The following is a 17,708-nucleotide window of genomic DNA, read 5'->3' on the forward strand; positions in this document are numbered from 1 at the left end:
CGGCGCGACCGCTGCCGGGACCAGACCCCATCCGAAGCACAAGGAGCACCTCATGAACGCAGTAGCCACCAGGACCAACGAGCTGACGACGCTCGAACGCCGCGCCATGGCCACGATCAGCACCCCGGGCGGTGGCATGCTCATCGTCGCCGGCGACCAGCGCAACGGCATGAAGGCCGTCATGACCGACGCCCCGAACGGCGCGGCCGGCATCAGCCGTGACGAACTCGCCGAGGCCAAGAGCGACCTCGTCCGGTTCCTCGGCAACCACGCACCCGCCATCCTCCTCGACCCGGAGGTCGCCCTCCCGCTCGTCGTCGACGAGCGCACCCTCTCCCGCACGACCGGTCTCGTCGTCGGCATGGACTCCTCGGGATTCGACACCGAGAACGGTCTGCGCCGGACAAAGTACGTTCCCGGCATGGACGCCCGTCGGGTCCGCGAACTCGGTGGCGACGCCGCCAAGATGCTCTTCTACCTGCGCTCCGACCAGCAGGAGGCCGAGCAGGTCGTCATCGACGAGATCGCCCGCCTCGTGGAGGAGTGCACCGCCGAGGGCGTGCTGCTCATCGTCGAGATCCTCGTCTACCAGCTCGACGGCGAGAGCGACGAGGCCTACGCCGAGATCTTCCCCGAGCTCGTGCGCGGCGCCGCGGAGATCTCCGTCGCCGCCGGTTCCAAGGTCCTGAAGCTCCAGTACCCGGGCTCCGCAGAGGCCGCCGCAGCCGTGACCGAGGCCGCCGCCGGTGTGCCGTGGGCCGTGCTGTCCGCCGGCGTCGACCACGAGACCTTCGTCGGCCAGGTCCGCACCGCGGTCGAGAACGGTGCCGGCGGCGCGATGGCCGGTCGTTCGCTGTGGAAGGATAGCCTTTCGATCTCGTCGGCGAAGCGTGAGGAACTGCTCACGAACCGTGCGCTGCCTCGCCTCCGTGAGCTCGAGCAGGTCATCGAGACCGCGCTCGCCGGTCGCTGACGGATCGCGGGCGGCGTCCTCGGTCGCCGCCCGCGAACCAGTCCGATCCGACCACGCCACGCAGGTGGAACCACCCGAGGAGCAGCCATGGCCACGATGCAGGACGTGGCGTCCCTCGCCGGGGTGAGCTCGAAGACGGTCTCCCGCGTGTTCAACGACGACCCGCACGTGCTCCCCGAGACGCGGTCGCGGGTCGAATCGGCCATGCGGGAGCTGAACTACGTCCCGAACGTCCTGGCGCGCACCTTCCGCGCCGGGCGGTCCTCCTCCGTCGGCGTCGCGGTCCCGGACGTCGTCGACCCCTTCTTCGCCGCGGTCGTCCGCGCCGTCGAGGAGGTCTGTTCCGTCTCGGGCATCACCACCCTCGTCACGAGCATCGGCGACGACCCGGCGCGCGAGCGTGCCGTGCTCGACTCGCTGCTCCGGTCACAGCTCATGGGGCTCGTCCTCGCGCCCGTCGCGGAGGACCAGTCGTGGCTCGCGCCGTGGGCCGAGCACACGCCCATCGTGTTCGTCGACCGCGCCCCCGGTGGACTCGACGCCGACAGCTTCGTCGAGGACGACCACCGCGGCGCCTACCTCGCGACGAGGCACCTGCTCGAGCACGGGCACACCCGGGTCGCCTTCATCGCCGACTCGGCACACCCGCCGAGCACCCGTCGCCGGCTCGAGGGCTACCGTTCGGCGCTCGCCGAGAGCGGGATCGACCTCGACGACGCCCTCGTCAGCCTCGACGCGACGGACCGCGGACCGGCCGCCGCCGTGGTCGACGCTCTCCTCGCCCTCGCCTCCCCACCGACGGCCCTGTTCTCGGCGAACGCGCGCGTGACGATGGCGCTCGTCCCCGCGCTGCGCTCACGGGCGATCGCCTCGCTCGGCTTCGGTGACTTCCCGATGGCCGACCAGCTCGATCCGGCGGTCAGCGTCATCGAACAGGACCCGGCACGCCTGGGCCGCCTGGCCGCCACCCGGGCGCTCGCCCGCTTCGGTGACGCGGACGGCGAGCACGAGCGCAGCACCGTCGTCCCCGTCGGGCTCCTCCTGCGGGAGTCCTGCGGCTGTCACCTCACCGCGTGATCCCCCGGGCGGCGGATGCGCCCCGTGCCGTCGCTCCGTAGCGTGGGAAGCTGTTCGCGACCACGGGGGATCACATGCAGCGACCGGACGACACACCGACCGAGGGCGGCTGGGCGCCGATCGGACAGCCCGCGCCTGGACCGATCCGGGCGCCGCTCGCCGACGGATCGCCGGCACCAGCACCGGCCGCGGCTCCGGTGATCGGTGCCGCCGGGCGCGCCGTGCTCGCGCAGCAGCCGGAGTCGGCGGCGGACCGCCAGCGCCGGCGCAACCGCGAGCTGGCCCCGATCCTGCCCACCAGGGTCCCGTGGGTCGCCGTCACGGTCTTCACCGTGCTCGCCGTGGGCCTCGCCTGGCTCGTCGCCGCGCCGCTGTGGCTGTCGGGTGAGGGACTCGCGAACCCCTGGTTCCAGCTCATCGCCCTCGGCATGATGTACACCCCGACCATCGCCGCGCTCGTCGTGGTGCTGTTCGTCGCCCGGCCGAGGAGCATCCCGCGGCTGCTCGGACTCGCGCCGCTGCGCCCCCTCGGCCGGACCCTCGGGCTCTGCGCGGCGGCGCTCGTCGGGTTCCCCGTCCTCGCGTTCTGCTCCATGCTGCTCGGGCAGGCCATGGGGCTCATCGAGCTCGACCTCGTCGGCCTGTCCGGTCTGGCCGCCATCATGACCGCCTCGGGCGCCGGCGAACTCGGGCGGGACGACCTCACCACGGTCGCCCTGGTCCAGCTCCTCACCCTGCCCCTCGGCGTCCTGGTGGCATCGCTGTCCGCGTTCGGGGAGGAACTCGGCTGGCGCGGCTGGTTGCTGCCGAACCTCCTGCCGCTCGGCACCTGGCCCGCCCTCCTGCTGTCCGGGGCGATCTGGGGCGTGTGGCACGCACCGCTCATCCTCCTCGGCTACAACTACCAGCGGACCGACGTGCTCGGCCTGCTCCTGATGGTGGGCTGGTGCATGCTGCTCGGCGTCCTCATCGGCTGGTTGCGGCTCCGCTCCGCCTCGGTGTGGCCGGCGGTGATCGCCCACGGCGCGGTGAACGCCGCCGTCGGGGCACTGCTGCTGTTCGCCAGCCCGACGTCGATGCAGGACACCGGCAGTGTGTTCGGCACCCTGCTCGGCTGGCCGGGCTGGATCCTCCTCGCAGCGACGGCGCTCATCCTGGTCGTCACCGGCCAGTTCGGTAAGCGTGCGGTGCCCGGACTGCGTGGCTCGGAGGTCGCCTCGCCCGTGAGCTGATCCTCCGACGCATGCGCGCCGCGTATGAGTCGCACCGGGCAGGCTGCTTGTCCGCCGCTTCGACGCTTGGTGCACTGGGACGATGCGCAGACCCGATCTCCCCGAGGCACCCGTCCGTCCACGTGCCGCCCACGCTCGCCGTCACGGCGGTGGGGTGAGCGCGCGGGTCCGCCGTCGGCGCCTCATCGCCGGCATCGCAGGCGGCCTCGTGCTCGCGCTCCTCGGGGGCGTCGGTGCGCTCGCACTGCGGCTGCAGGGCAACCTCAGCTCGGAGGCCATCGCCGCCCCGACCGGGCGTTCGACCGAGCCTGCGGAGCCAGGCGCACCGGACCCGGCGATCAACGTCCTGCTCCTCGGCTCCGACAGCCGTGACCTCGAGGTCGGCGACTACGGCGAGGACACCGGTACCAAGCGCAGCGACGCGATGGTGCTCGTGCACCTCTCCGAGGGCAACACACGGATCGACGCGATGCAGATTCCGCGTGACACGCTGACCGACCTGTCGATGTGCACGGACACCGGGCGGGGGACGCCCGACGACTACGGCATGGTGAACGCTGCGTTGAACTCCGGTGCCGCCTGCTCGGTCGCCGCGGTGCAGGCGATGACCGGTGTGCCGATCGACCATTTCATCGAGCTCGACTTCAGCGGCTTCCAGGCGATCGTCAACGGCATGGACGGGCTGGCCGTGTGTCTGCCGGCGGACATGGAGGACCCCTATTCGAACCTCGCGCTGCCCGCCGGAGCACAGGTCATCGACGGGACGCAGGCGCTCGCGCTCGCCCGCACCCGGCACGCGGTGGGTGACGGCAGTGACATCTCGCGCCTCGGCAACCAGCAGATGGTGATGTCCGCGATCGTGCAGCGGGCGCTGAGTGCCGAGGTGCTCACCCGGCCGGACCGCCTCATCCGCTTCCTGGACGCGGTCACCTCCTCGCTCACCGTCGACACCGCGCTCGGCGATCTCGCGAGCCTGACCTCACTCGCGCACCGGGTCTCACAGGTGCCGGCGTCGGCCATCACCTTCCTGACGATGCCGTGGACCGAGGCACCGTCGGACGCCAACCGGGTCGTCCCGAGCGATGACGCGGCGATCGTCTTCTCGAGCCTCGCCGCCGATGTCCCGGTGCCGATCGCGGGAGTCGCTGACGCGTCCCCGGCGGAGCCGGTCGCCCCGGTCGAACCGGTGCGGGTCGAGGCGGTCAGCGTCCTCAACGGCTCGCAGACGAACGGGGTCGCGACGGCGACGGCCGACCGACTGACCGCCCTCGGCTACACCGTCGCGTCGATCGGTGACGCGGAGACGGACACCCCGGTGACGGTCCTGCTCGCGCGCGACTCGGACGCGGCTCGGGCGACGGCCGCCTCCCTCGCCCAGGAGCTGGGGATCACGGTCGTCGTGAGCGGCGAACCGGGGCCGGACGAGGAAGACGTCGTGCTCGTCATCGGTGACGACTTCGGCTCGCTGACCCCGCCTGCCGCGCCGGCGCCCGTCGAGGTCGAGTCCCGCAACGCCGCCGCGGACCTCTGCGGCTGACGAGGGGCGTCGTCAGACCCCGGGTGGGACCCGCTCCGCCAAGCGGAGGAAGGCACTCACGGCGGGTGTCCCGAGGCTGTCGTGGCGGACGAGCAGGCCGATGTCCCTCGTGACCGGTGTCGGGAACCGGCGTACCCGGGCGCCGTTCGCCGCCGCCCAGTCGGCGAGCCGCTCGGGGACCACGGTCAGCCCGACACCGGCGGTCGCGAACCGTGTGAGCGCGTCGCGCTGGGTGGTCACGATCACCCGCGGTGGCTGCACACCGAAGCGGGCGTAGGCCTCGTCGGTCACAGCGCGCATCGACGTCCCGCGCGGGAGGGTCACCAGGGTGTGCGCAGCCAGCTCGTCGCCGGTGATGGTCGGCGGCGTGTGGCCGGCCTCGCGCTCGGCGACGGTCATCAGGCCGGGGAGGACGATCGCGAACCGCTGTTCCTCCAGGAGCCGCACCTCGACACCTGGGCCGGCGGTGGCCACATCGGCGACACCGAGGTCGATGCGCCCGAGGTCGACGGCTTCGAGCAGTTCGGCGGAGTCGACGGAACCCGTGACCTCGATGCGGACGTCTGGGTGCGCGGCGTGGAACCGGGCGACGAGTTCCGGGACGTGGGTCGCGACGAGCGAGGGGAGTGCACCGATCCGGAGCGTGCCGGCGGTGAGCGCCTGCTGCGCGTCGGCGAGCGCGCGGAGCCCCTTCGCCTCCTGGAGCATCCGTCTCGCCGGACCGAGCACGGACCGGCCGGCATCGGTGACCTGCATGCGCCGACCCACCCGAGTGAAGAGCGCGAGCCCGAGGTCTGTCTCGCAGCGTTGGATGCGTCTCGTGAGCGAGGGCTGCGAGATCCGGAGGACGTCGGCCGCTGCGGCGTAGGAGCCGTAGTCGACGACGGCGACGACCGCCTCCAGCTGCTCCAGGTTCATGCGTCGTGGATCCGGATCATGCCTCCACGGTACCGACACCTGCTGGATATGCCTGAGCGCCGGGGATCCCCACAGCAGGATGCCCCGCTGCGGGGGCTCCTGCCCCGGAGCGGATGCACGGGAGGTGCCTACGGAGCGCAGGCCTCGAACACGTGGTCGGGGTCGTCCGACGGCGTGAGGTCGCGGTCCCGCAGGATCGTGGAGAACGGGACCTGCGGATCGGCGCACACCTCGTCGAAGGTGCCGCGCAGGTCGTCGGTGTACTCGATGTCCAGCACGGCGCCTCCGTACACCTCGGTGTAGGTTGCGCACTCGTCGAAGCGGTGGCACTCCTCCGTGACGGCGAAGTCGAACCCGACGTCGTCCCGACCACGTGTGCCGAGCTCGGCGGCGTTCTTCTGCCCGATGAGGAGGCCGGCATCGTGGGCGAGGTCGGCGTACCGGGTGGCGAGGGCGATCGCGTCCTCCACGGTGAGTCGACCGTCGGACCGGGTGTACGAGTCGAGGTTGTCGATCTCGACGGCGTCGAAGCCCGCCTCAGCGCAGCGGGTGATGCTCGCACCGACCCGCTCGGCGATGCGCGCACGACGGTCGTCGGTGGAGAGGTCGAAGATGAGTTCGTCGGGCCAGTTCTCGTCGATGATCGGTTCACCGGTGTCGTCGGTGAGGACCAGGTCGGGCTCGGCCAGCCATGCCTCGCGATCGGCCGGCTGGCTCTGGAACCCGTTGACGTAGCAGATGGAGTACCGGTCGGGGTCGGGGGAGTCGGTGCTGTCGCGCGCGACGCCGCCCACCCCTGCCGCCGGTTCGTAGCCGCCGCCGAGCTGGTAGTCGAAGACGACGTCCGTGGGGAACCCGCCCGCTGAATGGGTCGGTCCGGTGTCGGAGCTCGCACCACTCGGGAAGGTGGAGCAGCCGGCGGCGGTGACCGTGAGCAGGACGGCGGCGCCCGCCGCGATGAGCAGCTGCGCGCGACGAGGGAGACGGTTCATGTCTCCACCCTAGGTCGCGGTCCCGTCCGGGGGTCGTCGCTCAGCCGGTACCGTTGGGGCATGAAGTATCTGGTGTTGTTCTCCGCGGGTGCCGCGCTCATCGTGCTCGGGATCGTCTTCGCGCTGCTCCTGGAGCTGCCCGTCGGGTTCCGCATCGCCGGGCTCGTGTCCATGCTGCTCGGCACGGTCCTGATGGGTGTCAACATCGGTCTGCAGTTCTTCGATCGCCGCAAGGAACGCGCACGTCGCCTCTGAGTCACCGCGGCGCAACCACCTCACCCGGTCGGTTCCCCGGCGTTACCCTCGATGGAACCCACTTCCACCGAGGCGGGACGACGACAACCCGGAGGCATCGTGGCGCGCGCGCTCTTCATCATCGACGTACAGAACGACTTCACCGAGGGCGGTGCGCTCGGTGTGGACGGCGGCGAGGCCGTCGCCGCGGGGATCACGCGGCTGCTGGCCGAGCACGGCGACGAGTACGTGCACGTGTTCGCCTCACGTGACTGGCACGACGCCGAGGGCGACAACGGCGGTCACTTCGCGACGGGTGAGCCCGACTACGAGACGAACTGGCCGGTGCACTGCGTCGCGGGGAGTGCCGGCGCCGAGTACCACCACGCGCTCGACACCAAGAGCGTCGACACCCACATCCGCAAGGGCCAGGGTGCCCACGGGTACTCGATCTTCGAGGGCGTGACGCCGGAGGGACGGGCCCTCGGGGAGGTCCTCGCCGAGGAGGGCATCACCGACGTCGACGTCGTCGGCCTCGCGACGGACTACTGCGTCCGGGTCAGCGCCCTCGACGCCATCGAGCATGGCCTGCAGGTCCGCGTCCTCGCCGGTCTCGTCGCGCCCGTCGACCAGGCCGCCGGGGATGCGGCGCTCGCCGAGATCGCCGAGGCCGGGGGAGTCGTCGTCCCCGCCTGAACTCCGTCGCCGGGTACCCGACGCAGATAGTAAGCTAGCTGCATATTATTTCGAGCAGGGCGAGAACGGGGCGCGCGCATGACGCACGGACGACACGGCGGAACGCGGACGGACGCGGACACCCGGACGCAGCGGCGGAACCGCGCGGGTGCGCCGCGGTGGCTGCGGGTCGTGCTCCCCGCGGTCCTCATCCTCCTCTGGCTCACGGCCGCCGGCGTCGGCGGTCCGTACTTCGGGAAGGTGAGCGAGGTCGCGACCAACGACCAGACGAGTTTCCTCCCCGCGAGCGCGGACGCGACGGAGGTGCAGACAGCACTCGACGGGTTCCGAGAGGGCGACGACATCCCGGCCCTCGTGCTGTTCGTCCGCGACGGCGGGATCACCGACGAGGACCGGGCGGCGATCGACGACGAGCTCTCAGCCCTCTCCTCCACCGAGGGCGTCGCCGACGGCGTCTCTCCGGCCATCCCCTCCGAGGACGGCGCCGCGGTCGAGGTCTTCGTCCCGATCAGCGGCGACGCGGAGGTCGGCGACGTCGTCGAGGCCATCCGTGCACAGCTCGCCGAAGCGGCCCCGGCCGGCCTCGACGTCTTCGTCACCGGACCGGCGGGGTTCACCGCCGACCTCACCGACGCCTTCGCCGGCATCGACGGCATCCTCCTCCTGACCGCGCTCGGCGCCGTCTTCCTCATCCTCATCGTCGTGTACCGCTCGCCGGTCCTCCCGTTCCTCGTGCTCGGCACCTCGTTGTTCGCCCTCTGCACCGCTCTCCTCACCGTGTGGTGGCTCGCGAAGGCCGGCGTCGTCCTGCTGAACGGCCAGGTGCAGGGCATCCTCTTCATCCTCGTGATCGGTGCGGCGACCGACTACTCGCTGCTGTACGTCTCGCGGTACCGGGAGGCCCTCCGCGACCATGAGCGGCGGTGGGATGCGACGTGGGCTGCGCTCCGTGGATCGTTCGAGCCGATCGTCGCGTCGGGCGGCACCGTCATCGCCGGACTGCTCTGCCTGCTGCTCAGCGACCTGAACTCGAACAAGGCGCTCGGGCCGGTCGCCTCGATCGGGATCGTCTTCTCGGTCCTCGCGGCGCTCACCTTCCTCCCCGCGCTCCTGCTGGCCTGCGGTCGCACCTCGTTCTGGCCGCTGCGCCCGAAATACGGGAGCGAGCACCGGGTGCGCGCCTCATCGACCGACGGCACCGCCGTGCCGACCACCGGTCTGTGGGGTGGGATCGCCCGTCTCATCTCCCGACACGCGCGCGTCGTCTGGATCGGGAGCACCCTGCTCCTCCTGGTCGCGAGCCTCGGGGTCTTCCAGCTCAAGGCGGACGGCGTCGCCCAGAGCGACCTCATCCTCGGCACGTCCGAGGCCCGTGACGGTCAGGCCGCCCTCGGTGAGCACTTCCCGGCCGGCTCGGCGAGCCCCGTGTACGTCCTCACGCAAGAGGGCGATGCCGCGCAGGTCATCGGGATCCTCGAGGAGGCTGACGGTCTCGACAGCGTCCAGGTGCTGTCGAGCGACGCCGCGACGGGCACCGCGGATGCGACGGTGAGCGACGGGGAGGCGGTGTTCACGGCTCCCGCCGCGGGGCCGCCGGGGACCCCGGTGGCGTCCGCCGAACCGACGGTCGACGACGGCCGCGTTGTTCTCCAGGCGACGCTCGATGCGGCACCGGACTCCGCGACGGCGGAGGAGAGCGTGCGACAGCTGCGCTCGACCCTCGACGCCGAGGTCGGCACCCACACGCCGGTCGGCGGCGTCACGGCGACCGCCATCGACTCGAACGACGCGTCCATCCACGACCGGAACCTCATCATCCCGGTGGTGCTCGCCGTCATCCTCCTCATCCTCATGCTGCTGCTCCGCTCGGTGCTCGCCCCGGTCCTGCTGATCCTCAGCGTGGTGGTGTCCTTCGCTGCGGCCCTCGGGGTCTCCGCGCTCGTGTTCGACCACGTGCTCGGGTTCCCGGGCGCGGACCCGAGTGTGCCGCTCTACGGCTTCGTCTTCCTCGTGGCGCTCGGGATCGACTACAACATCTTCCTCATGACGAGGGTCCGCGAGGAGTCGCTGCGGGTCGGGACGAGGGCCGGCGTGCTGCGGGGGCTGGCGATCACGGGCGGCGTGATCACCTCGGCCGGCCTCGTGCTCGCGGCCACGTTCGCGGCGCTGGGCGTCATCCCGATCCTCTTCCTCGCGCAGATCGCGTTCATCGTGGCGTTCGGGGTCCTCCTCGACACGATCATCGTCCGGACGCTGCTCGTCCCAGCCCTCAGCCACGACATCGGGAGCGCCATCTGGTGGCCGTCGAAGCTCGCGAAGGGTCGTGTCGAGCACCGGCACGCGGCCTGACCGAGGCGGACGCGACCGGTTACCCCTGCTCGGCGAGGAACGCCAGCACAGCGTCCTTGAACGCTCGCGACGAGACCGCGTTGAAGTGCTCCCGGCCGGGCAGCCCCACGTAGCGGGCACCGGCGGCTTCGGCGAGCCGCCGACTGCCGGCGGCGACCGCGTCGTCGTCTCCGGTCACGAGCAGCATCGGCAGCGGCGGCACCTCGGCCGTGCTCGGCTGGGGTCCTCCGCGGAGGCCTTCCACCAGGGCGATGAGGGCCTCCACGTCGTTGCCCGGGACGCCCTCTGCCATCGTCACGTAGGTGTCGGTCAGGGCGTGCGCGATCGTCGTCCCGGTCCTGACATGGCGACGGGCCGACTCCAGGTCGAAGTCGCGGAGCGAGTCGCCCTCGGGGAGACCGCCGAGGCTGAGGGAACGCACACGGTCCGGGTGTCGGACGCCCAACCGCCAACCCACCCGGGAGCCCAGCGAATACCCGAGGTAGTGCGGCTCGTCGACGCCGTAGCCGTCGAGGACGGACAGGACGTCGTCGACGAGGATGTCGAGTCGGTATGCGGCGGGATCCGTCGGTTTGTCGGAGGCTCCGTGACCGCGTTGGTCGAGGCTCAGCAGGCGGTACCCGGCACGCGTCAGTGTGCGCGTCCACCCGGCGAGGTCCCAGTTGAGGCCGGCGCTCGAGGCGAAGCCGTGCACCGCGAAGATCGTACCGAGGTCGCCTGTGCCGGGAGCCGGTTCGTGGAGGTACGTCGCGATCCGGATGCCGTCCGTCGACATGACGTAGGTGGGTGCGGTCGGGGCAGGCTGAGGAAGCACCCGTCAACGATACCCGCGGTGGCGCGGCGCAGGCTCAGTAGACGGCCACCGGTCGTGGTCCCTGGTGCATCATCTCGGAGAGGTACGGGGCGACGACGCTCGTGGAGATGCGGCAGTCGAGCAGCAGGATCCCCTGCGCCCCTGCGTGGACCCAGTCGGTGAGTCCGTCGAGGTCCGCGAGCGTGTCGATCGTCACGCCCTGGCCACCCAACGCCCGCGCGAGGGCGGCGAAGTCGACCTCGTCGATGAGCATCGGGGCCCGGTCGAGTCCTCGCGAGCCGTACTGGTGGATCTCGGCTCCATAGGCGGCGTCGTTGAAGACCACGATCACGCCGCTCGGCACCGTGCGGATGACGGTGTCGAGGTCGGGGAGCGCCATGAGGCCGCCGCCGTCGCCGGTGCAGAGGACGGTGGTGCCCGTGTGCCCGGCCGCCGCGGCACCGACTGCGCTCGGGAACCCGAGCCCGATCGACTGGTAGGCCGTCCCGACCATGACGAGGCGGTCGGGGGAGGGGATGTCGAAGTACATCGGCGCCCAGCCGATGAAGTGGCCGCCGTCCTGCACGACCGTGCGGTCGGCCGGGAGCAGCTCGTCCAGTCGATGCGCGAGGCTGCGCGGGTCGAGGCGCCCGTCGGCGCACAGTCCGTCGCCGGGCGAGCCGTCACCCGGGTCGCGGTCGAGGTGCGGTGCTGGGCGGGCGTGACCGGCCGACGTGACCCATCCGGACCCCGCACCGTCGGAGAGCCGTTCCAGGAGACCTGCGGCTGCGAGGGCCGCGTCACCGTGGATGAGCTCGTCGACCCTGGCGTTCGTCGGGGCGTCGGCGAGGTCGACCTGGATGACGTGCGCATCGGGGGAGAAGGCCTCGCCGAACCGCATCGTGAACTGGTTGAGGCCGGCGCCGACGACGAGCACGACGTCCGCTTCGGCGATACGCCTCGCGGCGTGCTCCGTCGCGAAGCCGCCGGCCACCCCGAGATCACGGGGGCTGGAACCGAAGAGCCCGCGTCCGAGCGCCGTGGTCGCGGTGTGGGCGTCGAGCAGCTCCGCGAGCTCACCGAGGACCGGGCCGGCGTCGGCCAGCCAGGCTCCACGCCCGGCCAGGATGAGCGGACGGTGTGCGCCGCGCAGAGCGGCGGCGGCGGTGTCCAGGCGCCGCGCGACGGGCTCCACGCGGGACGGCCGGACGAGTGCCGGGTGGTGCGGTGTGCCGTCCGCCCGCAGCGGCTCGTCGGACGCCACGGCGGCGAGGTCGTAGGGGATCGCGAGCACGACCGCGGTCCGGCGGTGGACGGCGTGCTCGATGGCACGGAGCGTGGTCGCGGTTGCGTCGTCACGGCCGACGGTGAAGGTCGGTGCACCGAGCCCGGCGGCGATCTGGAACTGGTCGACGTCCCAGGGGCGGGCCCCGGTGGTCGGGGCGTCACCGACGACGAGGACCAGCGGGATCTGGGCCATCACCGCCTCCGCGAGGGGCGTTAGGGTGTTGGTGAATCCGGCTCCGTAGGTCGCGGTCGCGGCAGCGAGACCGCCGCCGGCGCGGGCGTAGGCGTCGGCTGCGGCGACGCCCCCGGCCTCGTGACGCATGGCGGTGAAGCGGGTCGTGGTCGCGGCGAGTGCGTCGAGGAGGTGCGCGTTGCCGTTGCCCATGACGCCGAACACCTCGGAGATATGGCGGCTGAGTGCCTGTGCCACCCGGGCGGAGACGGTGGAGGAGCGGGTCGACGTGGGAACGGTCGACGAAGCGTGTTCGGACATGGGAGACCTTCGAGAACGTGGACGGATGGGATTCCGTGTGTGTCTCGCCGGTGCTGGCCGCGCTATCGCCCTTTTTTCGAGCAACGACCCCCGTGCTGCGGAGTCTGACGAGCACACTCTACTCCGCGGCGACCGCGCTGCACAGTGCGGCCGCGACAGCATCCGCTCCACATCCGTGACGCCTGCCGGACAGTCGGACCCGGGTTCGACGGAGGCTGGCTCCATGAACCACATCGTGCAGGCCAACGCGGCCGAAGACCTCCTCGCCCTCATCCCCGGACTCGTCGGAAGCACTCCGAGATCGAGTCTCGTCGTCGTCCTGTTCGCGGGCCGTCACAGCCGCGGCGCACTCCAGGTGCACCTGCCGGCCGGAACGGACGTCGAACGTCAGGTGGCGGACGCCGCCGCGGAGCGCGCCCTCGGGTTCGCCTGCCGGGCACCGGGTGTCGACGCCATCGTGCCTGTGGTCTACACGGACGACGCGTTCGGAGCCGGGGCGGAGCCACCGGGCAGGACGATCGCCGACGCCGTCCTCGAGCTGGCGAGCGCGCAGGGCTTCACGGTCAAGGACGCCCTCTGCTCGGCCGCTGACGGCTGGGGCTCCTACCTCGACCCCGGACTCCCCGCCGGAGGGCGTCCGCCGGCGATCGTGGCCTCGGCGGCGGTCCCGCCGGTCCCACCGCTCCCCTGGGAGCTCGTCACGACCGAGGTCCCGTCGGTGGACGTGGCGACGTTCGCAGCCGTCGACCTCGAGTACCGGGTGCTCTGCGCGCGACTGGCCTCCATGCTCGAGAAGGCCGCCGATCGTGCCCGCATGACCTGGCGGATCGACGTCGGAGACGCCGTGGAACGACTCGACGGCCTTCCTGCGGTCTTCGAGGACGCGCTCGCCCGCGGCGTCGAGGGGATGACCGCCCGGGAAGTGGCCTTCCTGTTGCTGAGCCTCTCACGTCCGTGGGCGAGCGATCTCGCACTCATGCAGTGGGCGTTCGGGCGCGAGCTGGGCGAGGAACTCGACGACGCCGAACGCGCGTACGGGCATCTGCCGGTCGGGACGGACGACCCGGAGGTGTTCCATCGGGTCGCCCACCTGCTGGTCGGCGACGGACCGCATCCCGACGTCCAACGCATCCGTGCAGCGAGCAGCCTGCTCCTCGGCGTCGCGGCGCGAGCGTCGGAGTCCGCACGCGTCGCACCGCTCGCCATGCTCGCCTGGCTGTCGTGGGCGCTCGGCCAGAGCACGCGCGCGACCGCCTTCCTCGCCGAGCTGGTCGACGAGGAGCTGGACCACCCGCTGGCGGCGACCGTCGGGTCGCTGATCCGCCAGGGGCACCTCCCGGCCTGGGCGTTCTGCAGTACCCCGGGAACACGCGACGGCGTGGCCGCCCCCAGCGATCAGCCCGCCGCGTGACGCTCCAGGAAGTCGTAGACCTCGGAGTCGTCGACGCCCGGGAAGGTGCCGCTCGGCAGCGGGGAGAGGATGTGGGTGTGCAACCGGGCGCTCGGCCAGGCCTGCTCCCGCCACTTGTCGGCGAGGTCCGACGGCGGTCGACGGCAGCAGGTCGGGTCCGGGCAGGTGGAGACCGCACGCGTCGTGGTCTCCCGTCCGCGGAACCACTTCGCCTCGCCCCAGGGCACGCCGACCGAGATCGAGAACTCCCCGGCCTCGGTCGTACCGGTCTGCGTCGCGCACCAGAAGGTACCGGCCGGGGTGTCGGTGTACTGGTAGAGCTCCGTGGTGCGGTTCGTCCGCGCGAAGGCGTTCCGTGCGCTCCACTTCCGGCACACGATCTGGCCCTCCACCGCGCCCGTCACATCGACGGGCAGCGGCAGCGCGTCATTCTCATAGGCCTTCGAGATCGCTCCATCCTCGGAGACCCGCAGGAAGTGCAGGCGCATGTCGAGCCGGGCGGTCGCCAGGTTCGTCAGGCGCAGCGCCGCGGCCTCATGGGTGACCCCGAAGGCGTCGCGGAAGTCCTCGACGGCCAGGTTGCGGTCGCGCTTGGCCTGTTGCAGGAACGACACCGCGGCCGTCTGCGGCATGAGCGCCGCCGCAGCGAAGTAGTTGATCTCGAGCCGTTGCCGGAGGAACTCGGCGTAACTCGTCGGACGTTGGTGCCCGAGCAGGCGGTGCGCCATCGCCTGCAGGGCCATGGACCGCAGGCCGTGTCCGCCGGGGATCGAAGCCGGTGGCAGGTAGATGCGCCCGTTCTCGAGATCGGTGACGCTGCGGGCGGAGTGCGGCAGGTCGTTGACGTAGATGAGGTCGAAGCCGAGCTGTTCCGCCATGATGCTCACCGTGCGGTGGGTGAGTGCGCCGGTGCTGTGCCCGGCGCGCAGCACGCGCGACTCCGCGAGTTCCTCGATCTCGGGCAGGTGGTTGTCGCGCTCCCGCATCCACTCCCGCAACTCGGTGTTGGCACGCCGTGCCTCCTCCGGGGTCGCGATCGCCTCGCTCGCGTGCCGCTGCAGTTCGCGGTGCAGGCCCACGAGTGCGCGGAGGGCTTCGTCGGGGATGCCTTTCGACGGCTTGACGATCGGCAGGGTCAACTCGCCGTAGAGGGCACTGCGCTGGAGGCGGTCCAGCTCGATCTCCAGTGCCGCGCGGGGGTTCGGTGCCTCCTTCGACAGCAGGTCGGTCAGGTCGACCCCGAGCGCGGTCGTCAGCTCCTGCAGGACCGACAGCTTCGGCTCGCGTTTCCCGTTCTCGATGAGGGAGAGCTGGCTCGCCGCCAGCCCGACCCGTTCGCCGAGGTCGTCGAGGGTCAGGCCTCGCCGGGTCCGGAAGTGCCGGATCCGATGGCCGAGCGTGAGGAGTTCGGCAGCGGCGGTCGATGCGGGAGTCGGCGTCATTCCTTCACCGTATCGAAAGAACCGCGATTCTTGAAGGGTGAACACCCACGAAGATCGTCAGAATCAGGCGCATGGTGGCTCTACGACCACTTCTTGACCGTCCCACCAACGCCGGAGGAACGCATGTCCATCGCCGAACTGATTCCCGATACCGCACCCACCCTCGCCGCCCGCGCGGAGCTCCGAGCGGTGCCGCGCCCGAAGCGGACCGGCCTCGCCGAGCTGCACGCCTGGGTCGACGACCTCGCCGCCCTCCTGGAGCCGTCCGCGATCCACTGGGTCGACGGCTCCGCGAGCGAGTCGCACCGGCTCACCCACCAGCTCGTCGAGGAGGGGAAGCTGATCAAGCTCAACCCCGAGTGGCGGCCGAACAGTTTCCTCGCCCGCAGCGATCCGCGTGACGTCGCGCGCGTCGAGGACCGCACCTTCGTCTGCTCCGAGCAGGAGGAGGACGCCGGCCCGACCAACAACTGGCGGGATCCCGCGGTGATGCGTGACGAACTGCACGGGGTCTTCGCCGGCAGCATGCGCGGTCGCACCATGTACGTCGTGCCGTTCTCGATGGGCGCGGTCGGCGGGCCGCTCTCGCAGCTCGGCGTGCAGATCACCGACTCGGCGTACGCGGTGCTCAGCATGGGGATCATGACGCGGATGGGCGACCGCGTGCTGGAGCTCATCGCCGACGGACAACCGTGGGTCAGGACCGTCCACTCGGTCGGCGCCCCGCTCGACGCGGGGCAGGCCGACGTGGTCTGGCCGTGCAACGACACCAAGTACATCGTCCAGTTCCCGGAGACGCGCGAAGTGTGGTCCTTCGGCTCCGGCTACGGCGGTAACGCACTCCTCGCGAAGAAGTGCTTCGCACTGCGGATCGCCTCGGTCATCGGACGCGACGAGGGTTGGTTGGCCGAGCACATGCTGCTGGTCCGGGTCGTCTCGCCGGAGGGCCGTGCGTTCCACATCGCCGCCGCGTTCCCCTCGGCCTGCGGCAAGACCAACCTCGCGATGCTGCGGCCGACGATCCCCGGGTGGACGGTCGAGACCCTCGGCGACGACATCGCGTGGATCCGACCCGGCGACGACGGCCGTCTGTACGCCATCAACCCGGAGGCCGGCTTCTTCGGGGTCGCGCCCGGCACGGGCGCCGGCACGAACGCGACAGCCGTCGACACCCTGTGGGGCAACACGATCTTCACGAACGTCGCGCTCCGCGACGACGGAGACGTCTGGTGGGAGGGACTGACCCCCGAGCCGCCCGCCCACCTCGTCGACTGGCAGGGGCAGGACTGGACGCCCGAGTCGGGGCGCCCGGCGGCCCATCCGAACTCGCGGTTCACCGTCGCGGCGGCGCAGTGCCCGTCGATCGCCGACGACTGGGACGCGGCCGACGGCGTCCCGCTCGACGCGATCCTCTTCGGCGGGCGTCGTGCCACGAACGTCCCGCTCGTGGTCGAGGCCAGCAGCTGGGAGCACGGCGTGTTCATGGGGGCGACGATCTCCTCCGAGCAGACCGCCGCCGCCGAGGGCACGGTCGGGGAGCTTCGTCGCGACCCCTTCGCGATGCTCCCGTTCTGCGGCTACAACATGGCGGACTACTGGAGTCACTGGCTCCGAGTGGGCGGTGCACTCGAGCACGGCAAGGCGCCGCGGATCTTCCAGGTCAACTGGTTCCGGAAGGACGCCGACGGCTCCTTCCTCTGGCCGGGCTTCGGCGAGAATTCCCGGGTCGTCGAGTGGATCGTGCGGCGGCTCGAGCACGAGGTCGACGCACGGGAGTCGGCGATCGGCCGGTTGCCGCTCCTCGACGAGCTGAACCTCGACGGCATCGACGTGCCCGAGGCCGACCTCGACGCCCTGTTCGCCGTCGACCGCGAGTCCTGGCTCGTCGAGTGCGACCTCACCGAGTCCTTCTTCGACACCTTCGGCAGCCGCGTCCCGGCCGCCCTCCGTGCGGAACTCGCCGCCCTGCGCTACCGCCTCCGATCCTGATCCTCGTCCTCCATTCGCCCAATTTTGGGCGAATGGAGGTTCAGGCGCCCAAAGATGGGCGAATGAACCGGTGACGAGGGCGCTCCACAGGCTGAAGACCGCGGCGGCTCGTCGATACGAGGAGGGTACGCCGGTCGCGTACCGACCGATCGCGCGACGATCGAAGCATGACGCCGACCGATCTACCCGATCACCACGCCTTCTCCGTCCGCTCGGCGCTTGAGCAGGGCGTCTCGCCGGAGCGCCTCCGCACGACGCGTGTCCCGGCACCGTTCCCGGGGGTTC

Annotated in this window: 14 protein-coding genes; 9 read left to right on the top strand and 5 right to left on the bottom strand. The window is 71.3% G+C overall.

Going from position 1 to position 17,708, the window contains the following annotated elements; all coding sequences use genetic code 11:
* Nucleotides 1–52 precede the first annotated feature (52 nt).
* The 4 genes from QRN44_RS13455 to QRN44_RS13470 all read left to right on the top strand — a co-directional run bounded on the left by QRN44_RS13455 (nucleotide 53) and on the right by QRN44_RS13470 (nucleotide 4,819).
* Complete coding sequence (locus QRN44_RS13455) at nucleotides 53–973, top strand: hypothetical protein (RefSeq protein WP_285039375.1); 921 nt, start codon at nucleotides 53–55, stop codon at nucleotides 971–973.
* 87 nt (nucleotides 974–1,060) lie between these two features.
* Nucleotides 1,061–2,050, top strand: a complete 990-nt coding sequence (locus QRN44_RS13460) for a LacI family DNA-binding transcriptional regulator (RefSeq protein ID WP_285039376.1) — start codon at nucleotides 1,061–1,063, stop codon at nucleotides 2,048–2,050.
* A gap of 74 nt (nucleotides 2,051–2,124) precedes the next feature.
* Entirely contained in the window at nucleotides 2,125–3,282 is a 1,158-nt protein-coding gene (locus QRN44_RS13465) for a CPBP family intramembrane glutamic endopeptidase (RefSeq protein ID WP_285039377.1), read from the top strand.
* Nucleotides 3,283–3,364: 82 nt separating this feature from the next.
* A complete protein-coding gene (locus QRN44_RS13470) occupies nucleotides 3,365–4,819 on the top strand; it encodes an LCP family protein (RefSeq protein WP_285039378.1) in 1,455 nt (484 codons plus the stop codon).
* Nucleotides 4,820–4,831: 12 nt separating this feature from the next.
* Here QRN44_RS13470 and QRN44_RS13475 read toward each other — a convergent pair whose 3' ends face one another.
* Together QRN44_RS13475 and QRN44_RS13480 are read right to left on the bottom strand one after the other, a co-directional pair.
* Nucleotides 4,832–5,737, bottom strand: coding sequence for a LysR family transcriptional regulator (locus tag QRN44_RS13475; protein ID WP_064294801.1), 906 nt, complete (start codon nucleotides 5,735–5,737; stop codon nucleotides 4,832–4,834).
* Nucleotides 5,738–5,865: 128 nt separating this feature from the next.
* Entirely contained in the window at nucleotides 5,866–6,729 is an 864-nt protein-coding gene (locus QRN44_RS13480) for an endo alpha-1,4 polygalactosaminidase (RefSeq protein WP_285039379.1), read from the bottom strand.
* A gap of 60 nt (nucleotides 6,730–6,789) precedes the next feature.
* Here QRN44_RS13480 and QRN44_RS13485 point away from each other — a divergent pair, with 60 nt between their 5' ends.
* The 3 genes from QRN44_RS13485 (at nucleotide 6,790) to QRN44_RS13495 (ending at nucleotide 10,008) form a co-directional block, all read left to right on the top strand.
* The gene (locus QRN44_RS13485) at nucleotides 6,790–6,984 is read left to right on the top strand and encodes a hypothetical protein (protein ID WP_064294803.1); all 195 of its coding nucleotides are present in this window, start codon (nucleotides 6,790–6,792) and stop codon (nucleotides 6,982–6,984) included.
* 99 nt (nucleotides 6,985–7,083) lie between these two features.
* Nucleotides 7,084–7,659: an isochorismatase family protein gene (locus QRN44_RS13490; protein WP_121291961.1), complete on the top strand. Its 576-nt coding sequence runs from the start codon at nucleotides 7,084–7,086 to the stop codon at nucleotides 7,657–7,659.
* Between the two features lie 78 nt (nucleotides 7,660–7,737).
* Nucleotides 7,738–10,008, top strand: a complete 2,271-nt coding sequence (locus QRN44_RS13495; protein ID WP_285039380.1) for an MMPL family transporter — start codon at nucleotides 7,738–7,740, stop codon at nucleotides 10,006–10,008.
* A 19-nt stretch (nucleotides 10,009–10,027) separates the two neighbouring features.
* Here QRN44_RS13495 and QRN44_RS13500 read toward each other — a convergent pair whose 3' ends face one another.
* Together QRN44_RS13500 and QRN44_RS13505 are read right to left on the bottom strand one after the other, a co-directional pair.
* Complete coding sequence (locus QRN44_RS13500; RefSeq protein ID WP_285039381.1) at nucleotides 10,028–10,822, bottom strand: alpha/beta fold hydrolase; 795 nt, start codon at nucleotides 10,820–10,822, stop codon at nucleotides 10,028–10,030.
* A gap of 34 nt (nucleotides 10,823–10,856) precedes the next feature.
* Nucleotides 10,857–12,581 carry a thiamine pyrophosphate-binding protein gene (locus QRN44_RS13505; protein WP_285039382.1) on the bottom strand — a complete coding sequence of 575 codons (1,725 nt, stop codon included), beginning with the start codon at nucleotides 12,579–12,581 and terminating at the stop codon, nucleotides 10,857–10,859.
* 223 nt (nucleotides 12,582–12,804) lie between these two features.
* Between QRN44_RS13505 and QRN44_RS13510 the strand changes: the two genes are divergently transcribed.
* Entirely contained in the window at nucleotides 12,805–13,992 is a 1,188-nt protein-coding gene (locus tag QRN44_RS13510) for a DUF4192 family protein (RefSeq protein WP_285039383.1), read from the top strand.
* Here QRN44_RS13510 and QRN44_RS13515 read toward each other — a convergent pair.
* A complete protein-coding gene (locus QRN44_RS13515) occupies nucleotides 13,977–15,434 on the bottom strand; it encodes a helix-turn-helix transcriptional regulator (protein ID WP_064294809.1) in 1,458 nt (485 codons plus the stop codon). The genes QRN44_RS13510 and QRN44_RS13515 overlap by 16 nt on opposite strands.
* A gap of 123 nt (nucleotides 15,435–15,557) precedes the next feature.
* Between QRN44_RS13515 and QRN44_RS13520 the strand changes: the two genes are divergently transcribed.
* The gene (locus QRN44_RS13520; protein WP_285039459.1) at nucleotides 15,558–17,423 is read left to right on the top strand and encodes a phosphoenolpyruvate carboxykinase (GTP); all 1,866 of its coding nucleotides are present in this window, start codon (nucleotides 15,558–15,560) and stop codon (nucleotides 17,421–17,423) included.
* Nucleotides 17,424–17,708: the final 285 nt, after the last annotated feature.

It is taken from the genome of Plantibacter sp. lyk4-40-MEA-4, assembly GCF_030209415.1.
Classification (GTDB): Bacteria; Actinomycetota; Actinomycetes; order Actinomycetales; family Microbacteriaceae; genus Plantibacter; species Plantibacter flavus_A.

Coding starts and splice junctions, on each gene's coding strand:
- QRN44_RS13470 (WP_285039378.1), top strand. CDS start 3,365: ATGCGCAGACCCGATCTCCCCGAGGCACCCGTCCGTCCACGTGCCGCC.
- QRN44_RS13465 (WP_285039377.1), top strand. CDS start 2,125: ATGCAGCGACCGGACGACACACCGACCGAGGGCGGCTGGGCGCCGATC.
- QRN44_RS13485 (WP_064294803.1), top strand. CDS start 6,790: ATGAAGTATCTGGTGTTGTTCTCCGCGGGTGCCGCGCTCATCGTGCTC.
- QRN44_RS13505 (WP_285039382.1), bottom strand. CDS start 12,581: ATGTCCGAACACGCTTCGTCGACCGTTCCCACGTCGACCCGCTCCTCC.
- QRN44_RS13510 (WP_285039383.1), top strand. CDS start 12,805: ATGAACCACATCGTGCAGGCCAACGCGGCCGAAGACCTCCTCGCCCTC.
- QRN44_RS13480 (WP_285039379.1), bottom strand. CDS start 6,729: ATGAACCGTCTCCCTCGTCGCGCGCAGCTGCTCATCGCGGCGGGCGCC.
- QRN44_RS13455 (WP_285039375.1), top strand. CDS start 53: ATGAACGCAGTAGCCACCAGGACCAACGAGCTGACGACGCTCGAACGC.
- QRN44_RS13495 (WP_285039380.1), top strand. CDS start 7,738: ATGACGCACGGACGACACGGCGGAACGCGGACGGACGCGGACACCCGG.
- QRN44_RS13475 (WP_064294801.1), bottom strand. CDS start 5,737: ATGAACCTGGAGCAGCTGGAGGCGGTCGTCGCCGTCGTCGACTACGGC.
- QRN44_RS13460 (WP_285039376.1), top strand. CDS start 1,061: ATGGCCACGATGCAGGACGTGGCGTCCCTCGCCGGGGTGAGCTCGAAG.
- QRN44_RS13515 (WP_064294809.1), bottom strand. CDS start 15,434: ATGACGCCGACTCCCGCATCGACCGCCGCTGCCGAACTCCTCACGCTC.
- QRN44_RS13520 (WP_285039459.1), top strand. CDS start 15,558: ATGTCCATCGCCGAACTGATTCCCGATACCGCACCCACCCTCGCCGCC.